The sequence below is a fragment of the Pseudoalteromonas xiamenensis genome (assembly GCF_017638925.1).
Lineage (GTDB): Bacteria > Pseudomonadota > Gammaproteobacteria > Enterobacterales > Alteromonadaceae > Pseudoalteromonas > Pseudoalteromonas xiamenensis.
The window spans coordinates 3,542,813-3,566,422 of sequence record NZ_CP072133.1 but is presented as its reverse complement, the minus strand read 5'-3'; the positions used below and the strand labels follow the sequence as shown (position 1 = coordinate 3,566,422).

The 23,610-nt window shown below is 43.6% G+C and carries 16 protein-coding genes and 3 pseudogenes; 9 read left to right on the top strand and 10 right to left on the bottom strand.

Going from position 1 to position 23,610, the window contains the following annotated elements:
- The first annotated feature begins 132 nt into the window (after window positions 1-132).
- The gene (locus tag J5O05_RS17180) at window positions 133-879 is read left to right on the top strand and encodes a DUF3307 domain-containing protein (RefSeq protein ID WP_208843089.1); all 747 of its coding nucleotides are present in this window, start codon (window positions 133-135) and stop codon (window positions 877-879) included.
- 70 nt (window positions 880-949) lie between these two features.
- Here J5O05_RS17180 and topA read toward each other — a convergent pair whose 3' ends face one another.
- From topA to J5O05_RS22020, 3 genes are all read right to left on the bottom strand, one after another.
- On the bottom strand, window positions 950-3,598 hold the full coding sequence (gene topA / locus J5O05_RS17175; protein ID WP_208843088.1) for a type I DNA topoisomerase: 2,649 nt from the start codon (window positions 3,596-3,598) through the stop codon (window positions 950-952).
- A 255-nt stretch (window positions 3,599-3,853) separates the two neighbouring features.
- Window positions 3,854-6,184, bottom strand: coding sequence for a hypothetical protein (locus J5O05_RS17170; RefSeq protein ID WP_244369714.1), 2,331 nt, complete (start codon window positions 6,182-6,184; stop codon window positions 3,854-3,856).
- On the bottom strand, window positions 6,129-6,686 hold the full coding sequence (locus J5O05_RS22020) for an Ig-like domain-containing protein (RefSeq protein ID WP_244369712.1): 558 nt from the start codon (window positions 6,684-6,686) through the stop codon (window positions 6,129-6,131). Before J5O05_RS22020 ends, J5O05_RS17170 begins: the two co-directional genes overlap by 56 nt.
- Before the next feature lie 164 nt (window positions 6,687-6,850).
- Here J5O05_RS22020 and J5O05_RS17165 point away from each other — a divergent pair, with 164 nt between their 5' ends.
- Window positions 6,851-8,179 carry a dicarboxylate/amino acid:cation symporter gene (locus J5O05_RS17165; RefSeq protein ID WP_208843087.1) on the top strand — a complete coding sequence of 443 codons (1,329 nt, stop codon included), beginning with the start codon at window positions 6,851-6,853 and terminating at the stop codon, window positions 8,177-8,179.
- Between the two features lie 125 nt (window positions 8,180-8,304).
- Here J5O05_RS17165 and sohB read toward each other — a convergent pair whose 3' ends face one another.
- Both sohB and J5O05_RS17155 read right to left on the bottom strand, forming a co-directional pair.
- A complete protein-coding gene (sohB, locus tag J5O05_RS17160; RefSeq protein WP_208843086.1) occupies window positions 8,305-9,300 on the bottom strand; it encodes a protease SohB in 996 nt (331 codons plus the stop codon).
- An 84-nt stretch (window positions 9,301-9,384) separates the two neighbouring features.
- Window positions 9,385-11,825, bottom strand: a pseudogene (locus J5O05_RS17155) (VolA/Pla-1 family phospholipase).
- A 195-nt stretch (window positions 11,826-12,020) separates the two neighbouring features.
- Here J5O05_RS17155 and J5O05_RS17150 point away from each other — a divergent pair.
- A complete protein-coding gene (locus J5O05_RS17150; protein ID WP_208843085.1) occupies window positions 12,021-12,764 on the top strand; it encodes a YciK family oxidoreductase in 744 nt (247 codons plus the stop codon).
- 91 nt (window positions 12,765-12,855) lie between these two features.
- Here J5O05_RS17150 and rluB read toward each other — a convergent pair whose 3' ends face one another.
- The 5 genes and pseudogenes from rluB to rnm form a co-directional block, all read right to left on the bottom strand.
- The gene (rluB, locus tag J5O05_RS17145) at window positions 12,856-13,716 is read right to left on the bottom strand and encodes a 23S rRNA pseudouridine(2605) synthase RluB (RefSeq protein ID WP_208843084.1); all 861 of its coding nucleotides are present in this window, start codon (window positions 13,714-13,716) and stop codon (window positions 12,856-12,858) included.
- Window positions 13,716-14,215: pseudogene (gene scpB, locus J5O05_RS17140) on the bottom strand (SMC-Scp complex subunit ScpB). The gene rluB and the pseudogene scpB overlap by 1 nt, the downstream one beginning before the upstream one ends.
- A 145-nt stretch (window positions 14,216-14,360) precedes the next feature.
- Window positions 14,361-15,164 (bottom strand): segregation and condensation protein A, encoded by an 804-nt coding sequence (locus J5O05_RS17135; RefSeq protein ID WP_208843083.1) that lies wholly within the window; start codon window positions 15,162-15,164, stop codon window positions 14,361-14,363.
- Between the two features lie 2 nt (window positions 15,165-15,166).
- Window positions 15,167-15,787 carry an L-threonylcarbamoyladenylate synthase gene (locus J5O05_RS17130; protein ID WP_208843082.1) on the bottom strand — a complete coding sequence of 207 codons (621 nt, stop codon included), beginning with the start codon at window positions 15,785-15,787 and terminating at the stop codon, window positions 15,167-15,169.
- Window position 15,788: 1 nt separating this feature from the next.
- Window positions 15,789-16,634, bottom strand: coding sequence for an RNase RNM (gene rnm, locus J5O05_RS17125; RefSeq protein WP_208844563.1), 846 nt, complete (start codon window positions 16,632-16,634; stop codon window positions 15,789-15,791).
- 424 nt (window positions 16,635-17,058) lie between these two features.
- Between rnm and J5O05_RS17120 the strand changes: the two genes are divergently transcribed.
- The 6 genes and pseudogenes from J5O05_RS17120 (at window position 17,059) to trpA (ending at window position 23,593) form a co-directional block, all read left to right on the top strand.
- Window positions 17,059-18,633, top strand: coding sequence for an anthranilate synthase component 1 (locus J5O05_RS17120; RefSeq protein WP_208843081.1), 1,575 nt, complete (start codon window positions 17,059-17,061; stop codon window positions 18,631-18,633).
- Entirely contained in the window at window positions 18,630-19,235 is a 606-nt protein-coding gene (locus J5O05_RS17115) for an aminodeoxychorismate/anthranilate synthase component II (RefSeq protein WP_208843080.1), read from the top strand. Before J5O05_RS17120 ends, J5O05_RS17115 begins: the two co-directional genes overlap by 4 nt.
- Window positions 19,236-20,240: an anthranilate phosphoribosyltransferase gene (gene trpD / locus J5O05_RS17110; protein ID WP_208843079.1), complete on the top strand. Its 1,005-nt coding sequence runs from the start codon at window positions 19,236-19,238 to the stop codon at window positions 20,238-20,240. It abuts the gene before it with no gap.
- Window positions 20,233-21,598, top strand: a pseudogene (gene trpCF / locus J5O05_RS17105) (bifunctional indole-3-glycerol-phosphate synthase TrpC/phosphoribosylanthranilate isomerase TrpF). Before trpD ends, trpCF begins: the two are co-directional and overlap by 8 nt.
- Window positions 21,599-21,605: 7 nt before the next feature.
- Window positions 21,606-22,790 (top strand): tryptophan synthase subunit beta, encoded by a 1,185-nt coding sequence (trpB, locus tag J5O05_RS17100; protein ID WP_208841717.1) that lies wholly within the window; start codon window positions 21,606-21,608, stop codon window positions 22,788-22,790.
- Window positions 22,787-23,593 (top strand): tryptophan synthase subunit alpha, encoded by an 807-nt coding sequence (trpA, locus tag J5O05_RS17095; RefSeq protein ID WP_208841716.1) that lies wholly within the window; start codon window positions 22,787-22,789, stop codon window positions 23,591-23,593. Before trpB ends, trpA begins: the two co-directional genes overlap by 4 nt.
- Window positions 23,594-23,610: the final 17 nt, after the last annotated feature.

The following is a 23,610-nucleotide window of genomic DNA, read 5'->3' as shown; positions in this document are numbered from 1 at the left end:
ACAGGCTGATGACCATTATAAACTCGCAGAGTTGCTAGGAACCAGCCGAGTAAACGCAACAAAATTATTGAATTTAGGAAACTATCAATTCATTGAACGGTTTTTAGAATTAAGTAGGAACACACACTTAAAATGAATGAATTCTATCTTTTGCTATTGCCTTTGATATTCACTCACCTTGTGGTCGATTTCTATCTACAACCTTTTTCTTGGGTTCTCGATAGAAATCGATATCATTTTCAATCGAAAAAGTTGAGGATCCATGCCTGCCTGCATGGCTTGTTTAGCTTCATTACTATTCTATGTTGGGAATACACGCTTGGTTGGGAAGATTGGTCAAACGCAGTAATGTGTGCAGCATTAATTACGAGTTCACACTATTTCATCGACGTGGCAAAATCGTTTTCCAAAGGAACCATAGCTGCATTTTTACTTGATCAAACTGCGCACCTAGCCATCATAATTGTGTGTGCATGGATAAGCTGTGAAAGTGACTGGTTTAGCATGCCTAATTGGCCTCAATCACCTTTTTCCAAAGCTTGGGTCATCCTCATCGCCTATCTCCTTATTACGTCACCTGCATCAGTATTTATTTCGATAAGTCTGTCTAAATGGCCTTGGATAAATACGTTAGACGATGGTTTACCAAATGCAGGGCAATACATTGGTTTTCTTGAACGTTTCTTAATACTGACGTTTATATTGGTGGACAGTTATGCTGCTGTTGGATTCATTCTCGCGGCGAAGTCTGTATTCCGCTTTGGGGATTTAACCCAGGCAAAAGACAAGCGACTTACAGAATACGTGATGCTTGGTACATTACTCAGTACCGCGTTAACGTTAGCGATTGGCGTTATTGCTAAAAGCCTAATTGCTTAGTCGAGTTAGCTTTGCAAAAACCGGATTAAAATGACAAAAAAGAAAGGCCACAACTGCGGCCTTTCTTTTTTTATTTCTTCTTGGTCGGCTTATCTTCGACCCATTTACCATTTTCGTAAGTGGCCTTCCAACCAGTCGCTTTTCCATCAACTTCGGTCATAACATACTGCGTTTTTGATTTACGTGAGTAACGAACAATGCTTTCATTTCCATCATCATCCTTCTCAGGCGCCTCAGTTAAGTAAACAAACTTTGGCGATAAACGCTCTTTGAAACGAACCAATTCTGAGACTTTAGGCGCTCGAGTCTCTCGTGACTTAGGGAAGTTATGAGCTGCTAAGAATATACCTGAGGCACCATCTCTTAAAACAAAATAGGCATCTGATTTTTCACAAGGCAACTCAGGTAAATGTACTGGATCTTCCTTCGGTGGTGCTGCTTCGCCATTTTTCAGAAGCTTACGCGTATTTTTACACTCTGTATTTGTACACCCAAAGTACTTACCAAATCGCCCTGACTTCAACTGCATTTCAGAACTGCATTTGTCGCACTCGATTGTTGGGCCGTCGTAACCTTTAATTCTAAAGCTACCTTCTTCGACCAAATAGCCTTTACAGCCTGGGTTATTACCGCACACATGTAGTTTACGGTTTTCGTCAATAAGGTAAGAATCCATCGCTGTTTCGCATATAGGACAACGCTTCATTTGCATCAATGACAACGTTTCCTGCTCTTCCGATTCTTCCTCGGATGTCGCAACGACAGCTTCAGTACCTGGCACTAAGTTCATCGTGGTCGTGCAACGTTCTTTTGGAGGTAAGTTATAGCCTGTACAGCCTAAAAACACACCTGTTGATGCTGTACGAATCCCCATTTTTCTACCACAAGTAGGACAATCGATGTCGGTTTCAACCATGACATTTTGACGCATGCCACCTTCATCTTCTTCCAATTGAGCTTTGTTCAACTGTGTAGAAAAATCGGCGTAGAAGCTGTCTAAAACGTTTGTCCAAACTAGCTCACCTTCTGCGATATCGTCTAGACGACCTTCCATTTTCGCAGTGAAATCGTAGTCCATCAGTTCATCAAAATTTTCGATTAAACGGTCAGTTACAATTTCGCCCATTTTTTCTGCGTAAAAACGGCGGTTTTCAACACGAACGTAGCCACGTTCTTGAATAGTTGAAATAATCGACGCATACGTAGACGGACGCCCAATTCCACGCTTTTCTAATTCTTTTACCAAACTCGCTTCACTGAATCGCGCAGGCGGTTTAGTAAAATGTTGCTTAGGATCGAGTTCAATCAGATTAAGCGTTTGACCAACGGATACCGCTGGCAAAGCTTGATCCTCATCATTTTTCTTACGAAGTGCGGGCTGTACGCGAGTCCAACCATCAAATCGAAGCACGCGACCTTTTGCTTTCAATGTGTAATCGGCTGCAGCAACAGTCAATGTGGTTAAGTCGTATTCAGCTGGCACCATTTGGCACGCAACAAACTGACGCCAAATCAGTTCATATAATTTCTTCGCATCGGCTTCAACACCATCAAGATGCCCTGACAATATTGCAACGTTAGACGGTCGAATAGCTTCGTGAGCCTCTTGCGCACCATCTTTGGAGCTATAACGAATAGGCTCATTTGGTAAGTATTTATCACCAAACTCGTTCGCAATATAATCACGACACATACTTACCGCTTCTCCAGACAAGTTGGTAGAGTCTGTACGCATGTACGTGATAAAACCCGCTTCGTAAAGACGCTGCGCTAGCATCATGGTCTTTTTAACACCATAACCTAAACGCGTGCTTGCAGCCTGCTGCATCGTTGACGTAATAAACGGTGCAGAAGGTTTGCTCTTGCTAGGCTTTTCTTCAACTTCAGAGACCGTAAACGTTGATACTTTCAACCGATTAACCGCTTCCATCGCCTGCGCTTCATTGACTGGCTTGAACGCTTTACTTTGGTATTTTGTTACTTCTAGTCGGATATCATCGGAACTCGATTGAACGTTTGCGTGAACATCCCAAAACTCTTCAGGTATGAACGCCTTAATTTCACGCTCACGCTCGACCAACAATTTAACAGCTACTGATTGAACACGGCCGGCTGACAGTCCTCGAGCGACTTTTTGCCACAAAAGAGGCGAAACCATAAAACCAACAACACGGTCTAAGAATCGACGAGCCTGTTGGGCATTAACCATATCGGTATTGACATCACCTGGGTGTTCAAAGGCCTGCGTAATCGCATTTTTGGTAATCTCGTTGAATACTACTCGACGGTATTTGGTATCTTCACCGCCAATGATTTGCTGTAAATGCCACGCAATTGCTTCCCCTTCGCGGTCCAAATCGGTTGCGAGATAGACTTGGTCTGCATCTTCGGCTAGTTTTTTCAGTTCTTGAACGACTTTCTCTTTGCCTGGCAGCACTTCGTAATGCGGCTCCCACCCTTTTTCAGGGTCGATGCCCATGCGCGCAACAAGATTTACGTAATCTTTCTTCTTTTTATATTCCGCTTTTTCTTCAGGTGACATCTTACGCACTTCAGCTGCGCTTTTTGTTGCACTACCACCTTTTGACTTACCAGAGCCTGACGTTGGCAAGTCGCGAATATGCCCAACACTGGACTTCACAATAAAGTCTTTGCCTAGATATTTATTGATGGTTTTAGCCTTTGCTGGTGACTCAACGATTACTAGCGATCTGCCCATGGTTGCTTATTTTATATCCCAATTCATGTAGTTGCGCTCGAGTCCGAGCGGTTATTATTTATAGGTATATCTACAATCACCTATTGTTACAAGCTTTAAATACAATCTTTTAGACGATAACTGAATTAATGCACAACTTTTGTTTTATATTTGTGCAATTCAGTGACATTCAAGTGAAAGCGCGGGACTATAGCGAAATTGAAACAAAAAAGCCAACTTCAACAGTTGGCTTTCTAGCATAAACATCAGTTTAGATTATCTATCATCCAGAACCGGAATACCGAAGCTAACCGTCGTCGCTTCACCGCCTTCAACAGGTGAAGGGATCTCGAACCGAATACTAAGCGATCCTGAAAAGTCCGAATTACCCTCACTTTCGCGGGTAATTGTTGCAACCGCATACTGTGTTGTCCGACTATTCGTATTTGGTACAAGATCACTTAAGGTCGTCACTTCAAAATCTCCATTGCTTGCAGACAATGATACTTCTGTACCTGCTGGCAACGGGTTGTTATTAATATCCGAGAAGAAAACATACACAGTGGCACCGGTCGTGCCACCAGTTAGAGACAAATCGATACTTTTTACGTCACAATACGCAGCATCATTTGAGCTTTCTAACACTAAACCAGCAACACTCGAACACGAAGGATTACCGCTAGAACTCACTGCGAAACGTACGAAAGGAACATCTCCCGACATCACTAGTTCAAATTGTCTACGAACATCAATAAGTTCGCGAGTACATGCATTTGCAGCCAAAGCTGCTGCACTACATAAAAGGCCATTGTACTTGCCATCAGCGCCGTCATGCACCCCGTTGCTATTTCTATCTATAAAAATTTCGTCGTGGCCGCCATCACTACCTGCTGGTGAACATGGACCTGTTGTTGCACTTCCACCACAATCCTGACTGCTAAATTTACCATCTTCGTTGTAGTCGTCAAATGCCTCTGGAAGGTCAAATGCCGGGAAATATTCACCTTCGTCAAATAGGCCATTTGTACGTGTAACCCCACCACTCGATGGTTTATCAACGAACGTTTCCTGACCTTTTGCAGTAACAAGTACAGATACTCGACCTGCTGGAATGACTTTGCGCGTTACACCAGCCTCAGTAATCGTTTGCGGCAACCCACCAATACACGGTGCAGCTACACCAAAGTATGGGTCACAAACGTCTGAAATTTTATTTTTCCACTTTGATGCACTAAATGGACGTTCCCCTTGGCTACGCCAAGTTAAATTACAAACCGCATCCGTTGTCTGACACTCAAAGGTAGGAGTTCCTTGTTCGCCATCAATTTTACCTACTACGCCTGCTTCAGCGTATACAGTTGCTACTACGCCATCACCACTTAAATGATTAAATTGATCGCCAAAATAAATTGAGATATTTGTGGTTACGCCGTTGTAATTAAGAGAATTCGTATTGAATGTTGTTGGACTGGCATCAAAACTATTTTGATCCGTAACTCCAGAGCTTAGCGTCAATTTTGACGAAACCGACGAGACTTGCTCAGCCACTGGCACTAATTTAATTTCACCCGAAGGGCAACCTGCATTATTGGATGTATCTGAATCAGTACAACGATTAAAAAACTCTTGCCAACACGTTGCGTCGTCGTTTTCACCCAATTGCGAAAGAATTGCTTTTGGAATATGACAGGCTTCCACAACTAATGGCCCCGGAACAACCCCCGAAGTTACGACTGTCTGAACCAGACCATTATTGTCTGTACTAGCCGAAGTTTGAGTTAAACCCGCTTTACCCGTACTGTCTGCAAATTTAAAATCAATTCTTTCTTGACGAACAGGATTTCCATCTTCATCAATAAGTTTGAAACTCACCTGAGACTGAGTCGGTACGCCGCCCTCACCTGGTGGTAACGCAATAAATTCTGGGTCTGCTTTTACAAAACGAATAGACTGCACCGCGGCATTTTCAACTGGAATTTGGGTCACACCACTAAAATTTCTTCCACCCGTTTCAACAGATACAACGACTGGGTCGACGATGTCACAACCCGACGCGCGGTAAGTTGCCGTTGCAACCCCGGCAGACGATTTAACAGTCGTATCTAACACTGCTTTATCTTGCGCCGCACAGGTAGATGCAAACTGCACGTCTGTTGGCAGGGTATATAAATCACCGGACTTGTTTTTAAGCGTTACTGATACAATTGTACTTCCGCCTGCTTTCAGTGGCACGACGGTGCCGTTTGAATTCGTTTTCAGACCATTGTCGATAGTAAGAACAAGGTCTGCTGTACCGAACGAAAAGTTTACGATACCTTCAGCGGTGTCATACTTAGCAGAAATAGTCCCAGCACCGCCGCTATTGTCTGGTTGTAGTTTCACTAGGCCAACACCAAAGGCATCCGTTAAAACACGGCCACTTTGCGGTAAAATACTACCTAAATCAGTTTCTAAAGTAACAATTTGGTTTGCAAGTCCTACCTGAGATTGGCTTGAAACAAGGTCGATATAGACATCTGTCAAAACCGTAGAGTCTAGATTGTTAACTATTCTACAACCCGTTGACGGGTCTGTTGGGTCTAGTTTGAATGCGCTCGCGATTAGCATCCCATCCATCATTACAATTTTGAAGTAGTTTTAATGTTAGTTGATAAGCATTTGATTGAGTTGGAGCATCGTCTCCAATGGTCGTAAATGTGAGGTTCGCTGAAACCTCATTTTCACCGGCAGGAGTGTAAGTCGCTATTAATTTGCCAGCCCCTTTCACGGCACCACTCGCAAGAGTTGCCGTAGCAATTCCGGAGTCATTTGTTTCCGCAATACCAGAAACAGGTCTAATTTCACCCGCAAACTCAGTGCTAAATGAAACAAGTTGCTTCCCAAGTGGTGTTCCGTTTCGTTTCAACGTTGCTTGGATAGTACCTGGATTTGTCGAACTGACAGGGTTAGTGTCACTAAAAGGAAGACCACCTTTATCCACAAGAGAAAGCGTCAATGTATATTGGTTCAATGTATCCGTTCCGGTGTCTTTGGTAATGGTTCCACCACCACCACACGCCGTTAACAGCAAACTCAGAGTTAGTAATAAAAACCAGCGAATTAAAGGCATTCAACCCTCTCCCTAGTGTCAATCGTGTTATTTTAATTAACCAATGTTAACCTATATCGGATTCGAAAATCACAATTTTTTATTAAGAAATTGTCGTTTTTTTCTGTATAAATTTGCCGAGACTGGTAGGCTATACGGATTTTAAAGAATAACTAGTACAAATTATGTCCAATTTGAAAACAATAAGTTTAACGACAAAAATTCTAATAGGTATGCTGCTTGGTATACTTATCGGTCTTAGCCTCCAGTTTATTCTTGGAGATCAACAAGATATTGTTATCCCCCTTGGCCTTTTTGATTTTCCCGTTAAGAACTTTTTTGTTGATGGCTTATTTAATATTGGCGGTCAGATTTTTATTGCCAGCTTAAAAATGCTCGTTGTGCCTCTCGTTTTTATCTCTTTAGTGTGCGGTACATGTAGTTTAAGTGATCCTAAAAAATTAGGACGACTTGGTGGAAAATCACTGTTTCTCTATCTGGTCACTACCGCTATAGCTATCACTGTTGCCATCAGTTTTGCTCTGATTGTTGCGCCAGGTGAAGGTGTCACTATCCCGACCGATGCGAGCTATGAGGCAAAACAAGCGCCAAGTCTAGTTGATGTTATTATTGGTATGTTTCCAACCAACCCAATTGATGCAATGGCATCTGGAAACATGCTGCAAGTAATCGTATTCGCGTTACTTTTCGGTATCGCGATGGCGTTAAGTGGTGAATCTGGAAAACGTGTCGCGGTGCTCTTCGATGATTTGAATAATGTCGTTCTTAAACTAGTTACAATTTTGATGAATTTGGCGCCTTATGGCGTCTTCTGTTTAATGGCTAAGTTATTTACGACTATTGAAATATCAATTATTAAAAGCTTAGCTAAATACTTTTGCGTCGTTGTAGCTGCCCTTCTTTTCCATGCATTTGTAAATTACTCTTTGATTCTAAAAATACTTACAGGTCTCAATCCATTAATATTCCTAAAGAAAATGGAAGACGCGTGTATGTTTGCATTTAGTACATCAAGCTCAAGTGCAACTATGCCCGTTACCCTTGAAACGGCAACAAAAAAATTAGGCGCCAAGAACTCTGTCGCTTCTTTTACTATACCACTTGGTGCGACCATTAATATGGATGGCACGGCAATCATGCAGGGTGTTGCAACGGTATTCATTGCACAGGTTTACGGCATTGACCTTACTATTCAAGATTACTTAATGGTAATCGTGACCGCGACTCTCGCATCAGTTGGTACCGCTGGCGTGCCAGGTGTAGGCCTGATAATGCTTGCAATGGTGCTAAACCAAGTTGGTTTACCTGTTGAAGGTATAGCCATTATCATCGGCGTTGACCGATTGCTCGATATGACACGCACTGCGGTAAATATTACCGGAGACTGTATGGTTACGTGTGTTGTTGCAAAGTCCGAAGGGGAACTTAACGTTGATACATTTAACGATCCTGAAGCTGCTAAGCAATTAGAAGACTACCCTCCAAAATTTTAAACTTCTGTAAAAGAATGACGAGTCCTAAACTAAGTTTGATAACTACCAACGCTATTTAGGATGGGTCATCAGAATAAAAAAGGCCGTTCATGACGGCCTTTTTTACTTGTCCGAAACTAAGAGATTTACTGATACTTAAATCGACTAAGCGCAGATTGAAACAGTTTTTCAACAGTAACTGCGACACTCACTCCTAAGCGCTCAGGCAGTGACTTTCTCGTCTTGAATTGCACCTTAAGTACTTTACTATCATTTGTTGCCTGAATGATTAGCTCGTCACTCGTTTTAAGCTCATCCACTAGATCTAATTCAATCGCTTGTCGGGCAAACCAATGTTCGCCTGTTGCGACTCTGTCGATGTCAACTTTAGGCCTTGCTTCCGCTACAAATTGCTTAAACAAACCGTGAGTCTGTTCAATTTCTTCTTTAAATTTCTCACGCCCTTTGTCCGTGTTTTCACCAAACAGCGTTAACGTACGTTTATATTCCCCAGCGGTAATCTGTTCATAGTCAATATCGTGCTTTTTCAGCAATTTATTAAAATTAGGAATCTGCGCAATGACTCCAATTGAGCCAACAATAGCAAATGGCGCTGCAACAATTTTGTCAGCTAAACAAGCCATCATATATCCGCCACTCGCTGCTACTTTGTCTATTGCAATGGTAAGCGGGATCCCCGCACTTTTAATACGTTGTAACTGTGATGCTGCAAGTCCATAACCATGCACAACACCACCACCACTTTCAAGATTAAGTAATACTTTGTCTTTCGTTGAATCCGCAAAATGCAGTACCGCAGTGACTTCTTCACGCAACGACTGAACCTCATTCGCATCTAAGGACCCTTTAAAGTCGATTACAAATGTGGTGCTTTCTGGCTTTTTGATACCCTCTTTTTTGTTTTCTTTATGCCATTTTTTAAACTCTTTTTTATCAAGAACCTGAGCCTGAAAGTCCGCTTTGGCTTCTTTAACCTTCTGCGAAAGATCGGTAATTTCGATTGAGCCTTTCTTTGTTGGCTTTACGCCTGCAGAAACAATCAGCGCAACAATAGCGCCGATAGCGACCACCACCGTCACAGATTTGGCTAAAAATAATCCATATTCATATAAAAATTCCAATTTGCACTACTCCGTACTTCAATTTTCTTTTATTGGACCATAAAAAAAAGCCACTCGGAAGTGGCTTTCTTATTTAGAAGTCGATTAGTTTGCAATAACCGAGGAATCAAGAATAGGCAACATATGTCCTCGAGACGCGAGATACGCTGCTACTTGGTATTGCATTTCTTGATTCGCTTTTGCATGACCAAGCTCAGTGCCTCCTGCTGCAACACTAAATGCAGGCGTTAGAATTGAACTATGGTGACCTTGAGAAAAACGAACCACATAGCTTGCTGCTGCACCCAATGGTTGAGATGTCGTTACGTCTTGTAATCCCATCGTCGCGGCAAGCGGTAAACTGCCTGCTAACGGATTTGCAGTTGTAGGTGGGATAACCGTGTCCGGTTTATTGCCTTCACTATTACCGACTACAACGCTCATATAAACTGGCGTACCAGTTGCTTTAAGAGCTGCTGCGTAGTTCATCGGATCAGCACTATCTAGTGCTGTTTGAGCGGCAAACACAAATGTCGTCATCAATGAGTTAATACCAGCTAAAGTTGCTGTATCACCTGCTGCTGTTTTTTCAGCTACGTAAGACTTATAACCACAAGTTAAATAAGCTTCTTGGTTTGGTAATGTTGCAGCACAGTTCGCCACTGCACCTTCTTGAAGATACGCATTAAAGTCTTGCGAAATTAAGTTACCCGCAGATGTCAGCACAGATGCTTGAATGAACGGACCAAATGAACCAGATTCCAACAAGAAGCCTGCGATACCACTGCCACCACTTGCAAGCGCCGCCGTGTTTACTTTAAACAAAGGGTCGATAGCTGGATTTAATGGTGTATTTGCGTTTGCAAGGAAGCTTGGACCAACAATTGAACCTAAAGAGTGACCCACAAAGCTCACATCTTGTGTGTTAAATCCTAGAACTGGAGCGATTGTATGTACACCTAAGCGCGCGACAACAAATCAGCCACTGATTGACGTAGATTGTCACGTGCAACCAATAAACTGCTCAAATTCATATACGCCAAGACTGATTTTGTACTTGCGTTAAAATCATCAACACCATCACCGTCAACATCAATACCACGCTCACCATGCATAGGATGATCGATAGCCACTGTAGCAAAACCCTGAAGCGACAGTGCAGCGGTCAAAGCAAGCATGTCTTCTTTCTTAGACGTAATACCGTGCTGTAAAATCACAACAGGCCAGCCCGTCGCAGGCATTGCCATAGCAGGAAGACCCAGTGAAGCACGAACAGCATTTAGCACTTGTAAGTCAGCCATTGGCTTCGTGATTTGTACCGGAACGTTTGCCATCCACTGCGTCTTCGGAATGCTATTGTACTTAGTCAAATGACGAGTTGGGTCTATGCCTAAATCACGTAGCGCACCACCGCTTAACCCATAACACATTGCGTCTGTTGGATTATTATCTAAAGGAGCTTCAGGGAACTGATCGCCAACTGCCGCTTTGTAGCCAAGCACCGTAACAGCACTGTCACACATACCTTGCCAATAGGTGTCTGCTAACGCATCAATGCCCGTTGCCTGCGGTTTACTAGTATACATCGGCAACATCATGCTACCTTTAATGTATTGAACACCGCTAAATGGCACAGGTATGTCCGTCATCCCACCAGCTGCAAACACGTTTGCAACAGACAGTGTTGGTTGCTCAGGAACGGTAATCGTCGGCATTTTGCCTTGCTGTAAGCCTGCCGCTAATAGTTTTTTAACTGTGCCAAGCACATTGCCCGCGGACTGAGTTGTCATCGCAGCAGTGTAAATCACCTCTGATTTGCTCACACCTGCTTGTGATTCAAGCGCGTTTTCGTAACTACGAATAACCGCTTGCAAACTTTTTTGCGCAGGCGTAACAAGATCTGCTTCTTGGCGCACGAGAGTATAAGTAGAAGACGCAGAAATGCCGCGACCTTCTGAATCTTTGATTTGATTTGTCAGCACGGTGATGTAAGTAGTGCTTGTTTTGAACGGCTTGATTGGCACGATCATCACACCATTGTTGGTGCTATTCGCTTTGGTGACGAAATCCTGACCAAAGGTCAATTCACCAACGACCTTACACGCGATGCCCGCTGGAACAGCTGAACAATCTGCGTCTGTTTGACTTGCACCCATCGTCATTTCAAAAATACGCACTGCTCCTGGCATTGAAACCGAAGCGGTATCTAAACTCACACCTTGTGGAACGGACAGATCAATCACATAAGGTAGTTGCGTAGACCAACCATCCAACGCACCTAACGCAGTTTGAGGGTCCGCATAAGCAGCACGCGCTACGGCTTCGCCAGCTGCGTTGAATTCACCTGGCATATTGAGCGTACCGTCTTTAGTACCACTCATTAACAAATCATTTGGAACGGATACAACACTCGCCGAAGGGTCAAATTTTACAGCTATAGACGGCTTTATAACCGGGGTTTCGTTTTTAATTTCTTCTAGGGTTTCACCGCCTCCACATCCTGAGAGGGCTGCTGTGACTGCAAGTGAGAGTAACATTTTTTTCATGTTTTTTGGCTCCGACGGATCTTATTATTCTTCTTTCATTTCGTTAAAATGATGTAATATCCATTTTAATAAGACATTAGACCAGTTAAACTTAACGTAAAGTGTAGCGTTTCGCCACTCTTTATTACAACAAATTCGATAACTTACTTTAGACCTGTGATAATATAGCGCAAATTTATTCGTTTGAGGTCTACGATGCACACCTTCCAAGCGGCTGAAAATGCCTTACAAAATAAAACTATCTTAATCACAGGTGCAGGCGACGGCATAGGACGCATTGCGGCTAAAACCTTCGCTCAATACGGCGCAACCGTCATTTTATTGGGCAAAACCACTAAAAAGCTTGAATGCGTGTACGATGAAATCGTTGCCGCAGGTTACCCAGAACCTGCAATTGTACCTTTAGACATGAAAGGTGCAACAAAACAACATTATAGAGACTTAGCGGCGACAATTGAAATGCAATTTGGGCATCTTGACGGATTGCTTAACAATGCCTCGATTTTAGGCACTCTTGGGCCACTTGAGCATTTTTGTGTTTCAACCTTCGAAAACATCATGAAGGTAAATGTAACAGCACAAGCAATGATCACCAAATACATGTTCCCTTTGCTGCGCAAAGCACCGAACGCTTCTGTGGTCTTTACATCTTCGGGCGTTGGCCGCGTAGGCCGAGAATTCTGGGGACCTTACGCTATTTCCAAATTTGCCACTGAAGGTATGATGCAAACGTGGTCACAAGAAGTAGGTAAAACCAACATTCGCATCAATTGCATTAACCCTGGCGCCACAAACACGGCAATGCGAAATGCCGCTTTTCCTGGTGAAGACAAGGACAAATTAGCGAAGCCTGAAGACTTGATGTCAACTTACTTATATTTAATGAGCGATGAATCTATCGGTGTTAATGGCCAATCAATCGATGCCCAGCAAAAGTAAAGTTTCGACTCATTATTGATTTTTTAGAAAAAGAAAAGCCTCCAATTGGAGGCTTTTCTTTTTCTAACACATGCTATAACTGCACTGTTTCTTAGCGACGTTTGCTCTGTTGCAATCTTTGATTATGCTTTTTCACTGCTTTACGGATACGATTAACTTGAGCACGTTTCTCATTACGACGTTCAGGCATTACAGACAGCTTCGTTTGTGTCTCTGGCTTTAATCCAACTGAGTCGCGAAGATAATTCACTTCTTCCAGTTTTAATTCAGCCCAACCACCTTGCGGCAATCGTTTATCCAAATGTAACTGACCATAGCGGATACGGATCAAACGAGATACTTCTACCCCTTGAGATTGCCATAAACGACGTACTTCACGATTACGGCCTTCGGTCAACGTTACGTTATACCAAGTATTTAAACCTTCACCACCCATTGGCTTAATTTTAAGAAACTTAGCTTCCCCATCCTCAAGCTCAACACCCGTGGTAAGCGTTTTCAGCATTTGATTATTGACTTCACCAAACACACGAGCTGAATACTCACGCTCAATTTCAAATTTTGGGTGCATCAAACGGTTTGCAAGCTCACCATCATTTGTAAACAACAATAGACCTGAGGTGTTAATATCAAGACGACCTATCGCTATCCAACGGTCCCCATCTAGACGAGGAAGACGATCAAAAACGGTGCGACGCCCTTCAGGATCTTTGCGAGTACATAGTTCACCTTCTGGTTTATGGTACATCAAGACACGACATACACGTGATTCTTTCGCCGCAAGCTTAACGACATGACCATCTACGCGCACAAGCGCGGTTTCTTCAACTCGGTCTCCCAAGGTGGCGACTTTACCATCCACACTTACACGACCAGCTTCTATATAGGCTTCCATCTCTCGACGTGAACCAACACCTGCTCGTGCCAATACTTTTTGTAATTTTTCACTCATTACGATAGTTCTCTCACAGAAGGATCTTGGATAAGTTTATCCAAAGTAATCATTTGCTTTTCTGGTAATTTAGGTAGTGCTTCTAACCCAGTTAACGAAAAGTAATCTAAAAATTGTTTTGTTGTCGCATACAGCGCAGGCTTCCCTGGCACTTCTTTGTGACCAACAATTTTGATCCAATCGCGCTCCAACAAACTCTTCATTATATGGCTACTTACAGCCACGCCTCGTACCTGCTCAATCTCACCACGTGTAATAGGTTGGCGATAAGCAATCAGGGCTAATGTTTCAAGTGTAGCTCTGGAAAATTTAGGTGCACGCTCTTGCCAAAGTTTTGCAAGCCAAGGACCAAACTTGGACACGCTTGAAAACGATACCCACTGCCAACTTCTACAAGTCGAATGCCGCGAGTTTGGTAATGAATTTCTAAGGCTTTAATTGCGCTTGTGATTCGCTCACTGGATGCTGCAATATCGGATAACACGGTTTCTTTCAACATCTGTTTAGAAACTGGTTTTTCCGCGACGAATATCGCGGCCTCGATCAACTCTTGCAGTTGTTCGTCGCTAACTCGTTTTCCTGCCATGCATTACCTCGTTGATAAGGAGTGTATTATGACAGATGAAACGCTTTTTAGCAGCGATTTATTGCGAATCTTGATAAAGAGATAAATAAACCTGCCCGCCAACGTTTGCCTGAACAATCGAGATTAGCGATTCTTTTACCAGTTCAAGCATTGCAATAAAAGTAACAACGACCCCACTTCGTCCTTCGTCCACGTCGAAAAAATGGCTAAATGCGAGTGTAGTACCGGCCTCTGACAGCAAAGCTAATATGTGGCTCATTCTCTCTCGTGTTGATAATACTTCTTTTGAAATATGATGATGTTCAAACGCTTTGGCTCGAGACATGACATCACTGAGTGCAACGAGCAGTTCTTTCAATGACGTGTCGGGGAGCAAAATATCCGGTTCAAATGATGTATCTATCTTGGCTGTTGCGACAAAAATGTCTCGTTCCAAGCGAGGGATTTCATCAAGTTTTTCCGCGGCGGACTTAAATAACTCATACTCTTGTAAACGGCGAACTAACTCGGCTCTTGGATCTTCTTCTTCTTGAAATTCTTCATGCACCGGCAACAACATTCGCGACTTGATTTGTGCCAGCAGCGCAGCCATAACCAAATACTCTGCTGCCAGTTCGAGCTTAAGCTCCTTCATCATGTCAACATAAGTCACATATTGTTCCGTAATTTTTAAAATCGGCAATTCAACAATATCTAACTTATGCCGTTTTATAAGGTAAAGCAGAAGATCTAAAGGTCCTTCAAAGGTGTCTAAAATCACTTCCAGCGCATCGGGTGGAATGTAAAGGTCTTCTGGCTTTTCCACAACGGCTTCGCCATTCAGAAAGGCTAAAGGTAGCTTTTGTTGGCTGGCTTCTGTCATAACTATTGAAACGGAGTTGGATCACCGCAGCCAACTCGCAGTATTTGCGGCTCATCTTCCGATAAGTCAACCACCGTTGTTGCTTGCTCCGCCAAATAGCCACCATGGATAATTAGGTCGACGACTTTTTCAAGTCTGTCCCTAATTTCCTCAGGGTCAGACTCTGTAAAACTTTCGCCAGGCAAAATAAGTGAGCACGACATCATCGGCTCGCCCAACTCTTCAAGCAATGCGACCGTAATAGGGTTATCTGTAACTCGGATCCCAATCGTCTTTTTCTTTTCGTTTAATAAACGACGAGGAACCTCTTTAGTTCCTTTGAAAATAAATGTGTATGGCCCTGGAGTATTATTTTTAATTAATCGAAACATCTGATTGTCGACACGAGCATACGTTGATAGCTCGCTCAAATCACGACACACTAAAGTAAAGTTATGATGTTGTTCAATGCCCCGAATTCGCTCGATACGCTCTTTAGCTTGCTTGTTGCCGAGATTACAACCAATTGCATAACCCGAATCCGTTGGGTAAACCACCACACCACCATTTTTGATAATGTCAGCAGCTTGACGAATGAGTCGCGTTTGCGGATTTTCAGGATGAACATGAAAAAACTGGCTCATTTTACTCTCCTTTTTCTTCCCAAAATTGCCAAACACCCTGACAATCTTTAGGCAAATATAAATTTTTTCCTAAGTCTGACCAAGGCGTAGGATAGTGAAAATCGGAGCCTTGGCTTCCCAGTAGACCATATTCTTGACAAAGCTGACCTAAAAATTGTCTTTCACAAGGCGCTTGTTGTGGTAGCGCAACCTCGATTGCCCTACCTCCTGCATTAGAAAACTCGTCTAACAACTTTCGTAACCACTTGTTTGACATTTTATAACGTCCTGGGTGTGCCAATACAGCTATACCGCCAGACGATTTTATTGCACTCACCGCATCCGCTATCGTACACCATTCTGATGGAACATACCCTGTGTTGCCGCGTGTAAGAAACTTGTTAAACACGCCTTGCAAATTTTTTGCAACGCCACGATTAACCAATACCTGTGCGAAATGAGCGCGCGTAATTTGTCCCTGCTCGGCAAGCGCCTTAGCGTCAGAATAAACATCGAGGTAGCCCGCTTTGGCCAGTCGGTTGCCAATTTCAATGGCTCGAGCTTCTCTTTTTTGGGTTTGCGAATCAAGTAAGTCAACTAGCGCCGATGATGCTATGTTGATGTCTAATCCAACGACGTGTATTTCAAAACTGTGCCATTTCGTCGAAATCTCGACGCCACTAACTAAGGAAAGCTGTAACTGTTTCTCATCAATTAGACGATTCGCTTCCGAAATAGCTTGCACTGAATCGTGATCGGTTATCGCCAACACATCAACGTTTCTTTCAACAGCCCTGTCGAGCAGTTCAGAAACGGTTAATCGGCCATCTGAATAATGGGTGTGGCTGTGCAAATCGTATTTGGTGATCACGAATAGTCTACTACTTAATTGATTTAAACCGAGTATAACAGTCTTTTACTGCTCCTACCTCGCCAAATTTCCATCTGAACGTCCAATTTGACCTTGACATTCACTACACCATACTATTTACTGTACCCAACAAAAGACACAACGTACTATTAACATCATGACTATGACGACAAAAATGAACAACAAAGGTTGGTGGTGGCACTCGTAATTTGCGGGTGACGATAGGTCGTGTCTAACGATTTTTAGAAACCCGCACATGATGCGGGTTTTTTTTTAGGTTTTGAGGTGAAAAATGGCTTACAACAATGCAACTACACATTCATGGTGGTGGTGCCCATAACGCGGGACGGCATTGTTGTACGTATTTAACAGCCCCCGCATAGCACAGCTTGCGGGGGCTTTTTTTTAAAGGGGAATGAGGGTGATTTTTAGTCATATCACAACACAGCCAGGTGAAGTGACCAGTATACGGCAGCGACGGGACTACATTGCCAGTCCATTGTCGCTGTACGCTGCGCTCAACAAACCAAATTCATTGTTATTGGAGTCGGCAGAGATAGACTCAAAAGACAGTGTTAAGAGTTTAATATTAGTTGACAGTGCCATTCGCTTTGAATGCCAGGGACACACCGTATATGCAAAAGCATTATCCAATAACGGCAAACAAGTTTTACCTTTTCTTGTAACTCAGCTAGAAGACTGCGATTGCTCTTTGAGCGACGACCTACTTACGATTAGTTATCGTCAGACAGTCGGTGTGTTTGACGAAAATGAGAAACTTAAAGCAAGCAACGCCTTCTCAGCACTTCGCACCACGCTAAACGCCATTAAGAACAATGGTGACACGCCTTTCGGTATTTTCTTAGGGGGCGTCTTTGCGTACGACATGGTTGCTAACTTTGAAACCCTCCCTAACGTACCTAATGGCCTGAATACTTGTCCTGACTATGTATTTTACTTAGCCGAAACATTAATCGTGATTGATCACCAAGCGCAAACAACCGAATTAATCGGTAATGTGTTTAATGGTCCCGAAGTACATGCTAATTGTTTTGAAGTAGGTAAACAGCTTGAAGCGTTAAACACTACGTGCAATACCCATAACACGTTTAATGTGAACAAAATATCGGGCAATGCCGATGTAAAAGTAAGCATCGATGATGCAATGTTCTGCGAACAAGTTAATCAGCTAAAGAAACATATTGTCGACGGCGACATTTTCCAAGTTGTTCCTTCTCGTACGTTCTCGATTGAATGCAAAAATTCACTTTTTGCTTACCAGCAATTGAAGCAACAAAATCCCAGTCCATATATGTTCTATATGCAGGATGAAGAATTTACGTTATTCGGAGCTTCACCAGAATCTGCTTTAAAGTACTGCTCAACGTCGAATCAAGTTGAAGTCTACCCCATCGCAGGCACTCGCCCACGTGGTAAGTTTGCTGATGGTCGTATTAATCCTGATTTAGATAGCCGCATTGAGCTTGAACTGAGAAACGACCAAAAAGAACGAGCTGAGCATTTAATGCTTGTGGATTTGGCTCGCAATGATGTTGCCCGGATAAGCCAACCCGGTACTCGCCACGCGAAAGAATTACTGAAAGTTGACCGATATTCTCAAGTGATGCACTTGGTTTCTCGCGTTGTTGGCCAATTAAGACGCGACTTAGACGCTCTACACGCATACCAAGCTTGCATGAACATGGGTACGTTAGTCGGCGCTCCTAAAGTCAAAGCCGCTGAACTCATCCGTCACGTTGAGCAAACTCGTCGCGGCAGTTATGGTGGCGCGGTTGGTTATCTGACTGGTTCTGGTGATATGGACACGTGTATTGTCATTCGCTCTGCGTTCGTAAAAGACGATATAGCGTATGTGCAAGCGGGTGCAGGGGTTGTATTTGATTCTGATCCTCAATCTGAAGCGAACGAAACTCGAGCTAAAGCTCAGGCCGTATTAAGAGCAATTCAGTCAACCTATCAAGGGGCAGCGGAATGACCACATCAACTCCATGCAAAATTTACTTTTTAGATAACTTTGATTCGTTTAGCTACAACCTCGTAGACGAATTGCTTTTACTTGGCCATGACCTTGTGGTGTATCGCAATAACATCGATGCCAGCTACTTATTCAATAAAATGAAAGAAGAAACCGCCCCCGTTATTCTCGTGCTCTCACCTGGGCCTGGAGCTCCATCCGAGGCAGGTTGTCTGCTGGAACTCATTGAGAAATGTCGCGGTCAATTTCCAATGCTTGGCATTTGTCTTGGGCACCAAGCGCTAACACAAAGTTACGGGGGCACTGTTGGGCACGCAGGTCAAACTGTGCATGGTAAATCATCGATTATCGATATTTCGGCACACCCTGTGTTTGAAGGAATGGGCAACAACATACCTGTCGCTCGCTATCATTCATTAATGGCGACCTCAGTACCTGAGTGCTTAAACGTCATTGCGAAATATGAAGATATTCCGATGGCAATTTACCATGAGAATGACAACGCTCTGGGTTTTCAATTCCATCCAGAATCCATTCTCACGCCAAACGGAGATCAATTACTAAAGCAAAGCGTAGACTTTTTAGCAAAAGGAGTGGCTTAAATGGACATACTCAATATTCTATTGAAAAACGAGTCATTAAACTTTGAACAAAGCCAAACATTTTTCGATGCGATCATGCAAGGCAACGTGAGTGATATTGAATTGACCGCGGCGCTTGTCGCACTAAAGTTGAAAGGTGAAACAGTCGATGAAATCGCAGGGGCCGCTGCTTCCATGCGTAAACACGCTATTCCTTTTAACTCTAACGGACTTGCGACAGCCGATAGTTGCGGTACAGGCGGTGATGGTTCAAACACCATTAACGTAAGCACTACCGCCGCGATTGTCGCGGCTGCATGCGGGATCCCGATGGTCAAACATGGAAACCGCGACGTGTCGAGTAAATCAGGTTCAGCTGACTTGCTTAAAACATTAGGCATCAATATTGATATGTCGCCAGCTCAAGCTGAAGAATGTTTACGCAAAACTGGGTTTACGTTTTTATTTGCACCGCTCTATCATCAAGGTGTAAAACATGCGATGCCAGTAAGAACAGAGCTAAAAACGCGCACCATTTTCAATATTTTAGGTCCACTTGCCAACCCAGCACAGCCAGACATACAGCTCCTTGGCGTGTACGATGCTAAGTTATGTTTACCAATGGCTCAAACCCTGCAAAAGTTAGGAACAAAACATGCTATGGTCGTTCATGGCGCTGGAACGGATGAAATCGCGCTTCATGGCAATACCATCGTAGCTGAACTAAAGAATGGTGTGATTCGCGAGTATCAACTCACACCAGAAAACTTTGGACTTGCAAACTATTCACTTGAATCGATTGCTGGGGATACGCCAGACTACAATGCTAAAGCCAGCATCGCCATTCTTTCTGGACAAGGATTACCTGCACACAATGCAGCAATTGCGGCCAATGTAGCCGCCCTTCTCTACATGCAAGGTCGATTTGATTCGCTCAATGTCGCCTGTGACTTTGTTCTATCAACGTTAGAAAGTGGTCAAGCGATAAAAACATTAGAATCAATTAAAGAGGTAAGTCATGGCTAATGTACTCGAGCGCATTGTCGCAGATAAAGAGATAGAGCTTGAACAGCGCAAGATTGCGTTCCCACTCAGCGAGTTTAAAGACAAAGTACGACCTACTAAGCGTAATTTTACTGCTGCACTTGCTCAACAAGGCACCCAATTTATTCTTGAATGTAAAAAAGCATCTCCTTCGAAAGGGCTTATCCGCGCACACTTCGACCTAGACGAGATAACGTCGGTCTATTCGCGCTATGCAACTTGTATCAGCGTGCTAACGGATGAAAAATATTTTCAAGGTAGTTATCAGTACCTAGAGTATGTACGTTCAAAAGTCTCACAACCGCTTATCTGTAAAGATTTTTTTATCGACGAGTACCAAATCTATTTAGCACGTTTTTACGGTGGCGATGCCGTACTGTTAATGTTATCCGTGCTCGACGATGCGCAATACACTGCTCTTGCACATGTTGCTAAATCTTTGAACATGTCGATTTTAACCGAAGTGAGTAATGAAGAGGAAACGGCTAGAGCACAAGCGCTTGGGGCAGACCTCATTGGTATCAATAACCGTAACCTAAGAGACTTGTCTACCTGCCTTGAGACCACAGAACGACTTCGCCCATTAATTACCAATGGCGCCGTGGTCATCTCTGAATCAGGGATTTACACTCATCAAGATGTAAAACGCCTGTCGCCTATTGTTGATGGTTTTCTAGTGGGCAGCTCATTGATGGCACAACAAAGTCTCGACAGTGCGTGTAGACAGTTGATTTTGGGTGAAAACAAAGTCTGTGGACTCACTCGATCACAGGACGCTTTAAACGCGTATAATGCGGGTGCTGTTTTTGGTGGACTTATTTTCTATAGTAAATCACCTCGCTACGTCAATTTAGACTGCGCAAGAGAAGTGGTCGACAGTGCGCCTCTTAAATATGTGGGTGTGTTTGTCAACTCATCTCTGGAAGAAGTGGCTGAGTACGCCAATACATTAAAGCTCGCGGCCGTCCAGCTCCATGGCGATGAAGACGCAGATTACATCACGCTGCTTCGAAATCTTTTGCCTGTAAATTGTCAGATTTGGAAAGCATTGGGTGTTTCGGATGTCCAGCCCGATCTCTTTGAACTAGTCGATAGACATATTTTTGATACTAAAGCGAATGGGCAATCCGGTGGAACCGGCAAGCAATTTAACTGGGAACTCATCAAAGACCTTAAAACCCCATTTATACTAGCTGGCGAGACTCAGTGCAGCAAATATTCCAGACGCACACAAAGTCGGTGCGCTCGGTTTTGATTTAAATTCAGGAGTCGAACTTACTCCTGGCAAAAAGTGTGTAGATAAAATCAACGATGCTTTTTCGCAAATTAGAAATTATTGAGGTGGACATGAGTAACAAAGGTTATTTTGGCGATTTTGGTGGCATGTTTGTCCCAGAATTATTAGTGCCAGCATTAAAACAACTAGATGCAGAATTTGAAAAAGCGCAAAACGATCCTGCGTTTTTGACGGAGTTTAATCAACTCCTTACTGAGTACGCAGGACGACCAACACCACTTACTCTAACGCGTAATTTAGTAAAAAATCCGAAAGTAAAACTCTATTTGAAACGTGAAGATTTACTTCATGGTGGCGCGCACAAAACAAATCAGGTATTAGGGCAAGCACTGTTGACTAAAAGAATGGGCAAGAATGAAGTCATTGCTGAAACTGGTGCTGGTCAACATGGCGTAGCGACAGCATTAGCATGCGCGCTCCTTGGCTTAAAATGCCGTATCTATATGGGTGCAAAAGACGTCGAACGCCAACAACCCAACGTATTTCGTATGCGTTTAATGGGCGCAGAAGTGATACCGGTTACCGCGGGTTCTGGAACGCTGAAAGACGCAGTAAACGAAGCGCTTCGTGATTGGTCAGCGAACTATAAGACTGCACATTACCTACTAGGTACAGCGGCCGGCCCCCACCCATTCCCAACAATTGTCCGTGAATTCCAAAAAATGATTGGAATAGAGGCGAAAGAGCAAGTGCTTAATGCAGAAGGCCGTTTGCCGGATGCTGTAATAGCTTGTGTGGGCGGCGGTTCAAATGCAATCGGGATGTTCGCCGATTTCATTGGTGACTCAAGTGTAAAATTAATTGGCGTAGAGCCTGCTGGCAAAGGTTTAGATACCGAGGAACATGGTGCGGCTATCTGTAAAGGTTCAAAAGGCATTTTGCACGGAGCTTACACGTTTATTATGCAAAACCAAGACGGCCAGATAGAGGAGTCGTATTCCGTATCTGCTGGACTTGATTATCCCGCCGTAGGTCCTCAACATGCGTATTTGGCTGAAACTGGTCGTGCGCAATACGTTGGCATCACAGATGACGAAGCGCTGGATGCGTTCCAAGCCTTAGCAAAAAATGAAGGGATTATCCCAGCGCTTGAATCAAGCCATGCCCTTGCGTACGCGCTAAAATACGCCGAAGCGCAAACCGAAGAGACCATCCTTGTTGTGAATCTAAGTGGACGAGGCGATAAAGACCTAACCCATGTTCACCAAGTATTAGCGAAGAGAGGTTCACTATGAGACGCTATGACGAACTGTTCGAACAGTTAAATAAGAAAAATGAAGGCGCATTTGTACCGTTTGTAACACTCGGTGATCCTTCTAAAGAACAGAGCATTGAAATAATCAAAGCCTTGATCGATGGCGGTGCAGACGCGTTAGAACTGGGTATTCCGTTTTCTGACCCTATCGCAGATGGTCCAGTAATTCAGTCTGCCAATATCCGTGCTCTGAACGCACATATTAATACCCAAGACAGTTTTGACATAATTAAAGCCATACGAGAGTACAACGCAAACATTCCTATTGGTTTGCTGCTGTACTCAAATTTGGTTTTTGCCAAGGGCATAGACTCATTTTATGAACAAGCTCGCGCCGTTGGTGTCGATTCCGTGCTCGTTGCTGATGTGCCTCTGCATGAATCTAAACGTTTTAGACAGGCGGCTATGGCAAATGAAATAGCCCCTATTTTTATCGCAACACCGAACGCGGACGATGATACGCTTCGCCAATGCGCGTCCTATGGTAGAGGTTATACCTATCTGCTTTCTCGTGCTGGCGTAACAGGTACAGACACCGTTGCTGAAATGCCTGCTGGGGACATTGTTGATAAATTGCTAAGCTATCGAGCGGCGCCTGCACTTCTTGGCTTTGGTATTTCCACACCGGAGCATGTAAAGGCTGCGTTAGAGGCTGGCGCTGCTGGAGCAATCAGTGGTTCGGCCGTCGTCAAAATCATCGAACAAAATCTTAGTGACTTTCCGAACATGCTCACTACGTTGACTCAATTCGTCCGTAGCATGAAAGCAGCGACACATCGATAAGTCCCCCCTCTTTTTGG

What these genes read in the sequence shown, in the direction of transcription:
- J5O05_RS17180 (WP_208843089.1), top strand. Translation starts at nt 133, where the DNA reads ATGAATGAATTCTATCTTTTGCTATTGCCTTTGATATTCACTCACCTT.
- topA (WP_208843088.1), bottom strand. Translation starts at nt 3,598, where the DNA reads ATGGGCAGATCGCTAGTAATCGTTGAGTCACCAGCAAAGGCTAAAACC.
- J5O05_RS17170 (WP_244369714.1), bottom strand. Translation starts at nt 6,184, where the DNA reads ATGCTAATCGCGAGCGCATTCAAACTAGACCCAACAGACCCGTCAACG.
- J5O05_RS22020 (WP_244369712.1), bottom strand. Translation starts at nt 6,686, where the DNA reads ATGCCTTTAATTCGCTGGTTTTTATTACTAACTCTGAGTTTGCTGTTA.
- J5O05_RS17165 (WP_208843087.1), top strand. Translation starts at nt 6,851, where the DNA reads ATGTCCAATTTGAAAACAATAAGTTTAACGACAAAAATTCTAATAGGT.
- J5O05_RS17150 (WP_208843085.1), top strand. Translation starts at nt 12,021, where the DNA reads ATGCACACCTTCCAAGCGGCTGAAAATGCCTTACAAAATAAAACTATC.
- rluB (WP_208843084.1), bottom strand. Translation starts at nt 13,716, where the DNA reads ATGAGTGAAAAATTACAAAAAGTATTGGCACGAGCAGGTGTTGGTTCA.
- J5O05_RS17135 (WP_208843083.1), bottom strand. Translation starts at nt 15,164, where the DNA reads ATGACAGAAGCCAGCCAACAAAAGCTACCTTTAGCCTTTCTGAATGGC.
- J5O05_RS17130 (WP_208843082.1), bottom strand. Translation starts at nt 15,787, where the DNA reads ATGAGCCAGTTTTTTCATGTTCATCCTGAAAATCCGCAAACGCGACTC.
- J5O05_RS17115 (WP_208843080.1), top strand. Translation starts at nt 18,630, where the DNA reads ATGACCACATCAACTCCATGCAAAATTTACTTTTTAGATAACTTTGAT.
- trpD (WP_208843079.1), top strand. Translation starts at nt 19,236, where the DNA reads ATGGACATACTCAATATTCTATTGAAAAACGAGTCATTAAACTTTGAA.
- trpB (WP_208841717.1), top strand. Translation starts at nt 21,606, where the DNA reads ATGAGTAACAAAGGTTATTTTGGCGATTTTGGTGGCATGTTTGTCCCA.
- trpA (WP_208841716.1), top strand. Translation starts at nt 22,787, where the DNA reads ATGAGACGCTATGACGAACTGTTCGAACAGTTAAATAAGAAAAATGAA.